Here is a 2,092-nt window from a genome sequence, read left to right on the forward strand (position 1 = left end):
GGCCGGGCTCGGCCCGCAGCAGCCGCAGCGCGGCGAGTGCGGCGCCGGCGGCGGCCGGGGCCAGGCCGGTGTCGAAGACGAAGGTGCGGGCGGTGTTGACCAGGTGGTCGATCACCCGGGCCGGGCCGAGGACGGCACCGCCCTGGCTGCCGAGCGACTTCGACAGCGTGGCGGTGGCCACCACGTCCGGGGCCCCCGCCAGTCCCGCCGCGTGGAGGGCGCCCCGGCCGCCGTCGCCCAGGACGCCCAGGCCGTGCGCGTCGTCCGCCAGCAGCGCGGCTCCGTGACCGCGGCAGACGGCGGCCAGCTCGGCCAGCGGCGCGGCGTCGCCGTCGGCGGAGAAGACGGTGTCGGTGACGGCCACGGCCCGGCCGGGGAAGCCGTCGAGCGCCTTGCCCACGGCCCCGGGGTCGGAGTGCGGGACGACCGCGGTCTCCGCCCGGGACAGCCGGCAGCCGTCGATCAGGGAGGCGTGGTTGGCGGCGTCGGAGACCACCAGCGTGCCCCGGCCGGTCAGGGCGGTGACCGCGGCGAGGTTGGCCGCGTAGCCGGAGGAGAACACCAGGGCTGCCTCGAAGCCGCAGAAGTCGGCGAGCTCCGCCTCCAGTTCGGTGTGCAGTTCGGTGGTGCCGGTGACCAGGCGTGAGCCGGTGGCGCCCGCGCCCCAGCGGCGCGCGGCGGCCGAGGCGGCGGCGACGACCTCCGGGTGACGGGCCAGGCCCAGGTAGTCGTTGCCGGCGAGGTCGAGCGGCCCCGAGCCTGCGGGCCGGGGGCGCAGGGAGCGCACCAGGCCCGCGCGGCGGCGCAGTTCGGCGTGCTCGTCGATCCAGTCGAACGGGTCCGGTGTGCTGCGGTGCTCCTGCGGCATGGCGGGCCGTCCTCGCCTTCTGTCGGTTCCGCCCAAAGGTAGTGGTGGACGGACCCGTACAGGGTGTGGCGACACACACACCTTCCGCACGCCCGGTTGTGGGGGTTCGTCCTTGGCCGCGGGCGGGCGCGTAGGCGAGGATCAACGCCATGGACCTGCTGAAGACGCTGGTGGACAAGGGGCTGCGGCGCGAGCTGCCCACGCGTGACGAGGCACTGGCCGTACTGGCCACCTCCGACGACGAACTACTCGATGTGGTGGCCGCGGCCGGGAGGGTGCGGCGCCAGTGGTTCGGCCGGCGGGTGAAGCTCAACTACCTGGTCAATCTGAAGTCCGGGCTGTGCCCGGAGGACTGCTCGTACTGCTCGCAGCGACTGGGGTCGAAGGCCGACATCCTCAAGTACACCTGGCTGGGACCCCAGGAGGCCGCGGCGGCGGCCGGCGCGGGCGTGGCCGGGGGCGCCAAGCGGGTGTGCCTGGTGGCCAGCGGGCGCGGTCCCACCGACCGGGACGTGGACCGGGTCACGCGGACCATCGCCGCCATCAAGGAGCAGAACGAGGGCGTGGAGGTGTGCGCCTGCCTCGGCCTGCTCTCCGGCGGCCAGGCCGAGCGGCTGCGCGAGGCGGGTGCGGACGCCTACAACCACAACCTCAACACCTCCGAGGCGACCTACGGGGAGATCACCACCACCCACACCTACGCCGACCGTGTCGAGACGGTCCATCAGGCGCAGGCGGCCGGGCTGTCGGCCTGCTCGGGGCTGATCGCGGGCATGGGCGAGTCGGATACGGACCTGGTGGACGTGGTCTTCTCGCTGCGCGAACTGGATCCGGACTCGGTGCCGGTGAACTTCCTCATCCCCTTCGAGGGGACCCCGCTGGCGAAGGAGTGGAACCTCACGCCGCAGCGCTGCCTGCGCATCCTGGCGATGGTCCGCTTCGTCTGCCCCGATGTGGAGGTCCGGCTGGCGGGCGGACGCGAGGTGCACCTGCGGTCGATGCAGCCGCTGGCCCTGCATCTGGCCAACTCCATCTTCCTGGGCGACTACCTCACCAGCGAGGGCCAGGCGGGCAGGGCCGACCTGGAGATGATCGCCGACGCCGGTTTCGAGGTGGAGGGCGCCGGGGAGCGGACGCTGCCGGAACACCGGGCCGACGCGCTCGCCGCGTCCGGCGAAGGCTGCGGCGGACACGGCGGCGCGGGAGCCGGCGGGGGCTGCGGGC

The 2,092-nt window shown here is 74.3% G+C and carries 2 protein-coding genes; one reads left to right on the forward strand and one right to left on the reverse strand.

What is annotated here, in order from left to right; translation table 11 throughout:
* A partial coding sequence (locus tag AC2CJA_RS26330) for an aminotransferase class I/II-fold pyridoxal phosphate-dependent enzyme (protein ID WP_484605163.1) occupies window positions 1–868 on the reverse strand: 868 nt, incomplete at its 3' end.
* 149 nt (window positions 869–1,017) lie between these two features.
* Between AC2CJA_RS26330 and bioB the strand changes: the two genes are divergently transcribed.
* On the forward strand, window positions 1,018–2,092 hold a 1,075-nt coding region (gene bioB / locus AC2CJA_RS26335), incomplete at its 3' end, for a biotin synthase BioB (protein ID WP_484605164.1).

The sequence above is a fragment of the Streptomyces sp. ATLC9 genome, from assembly GCF_057196705.1.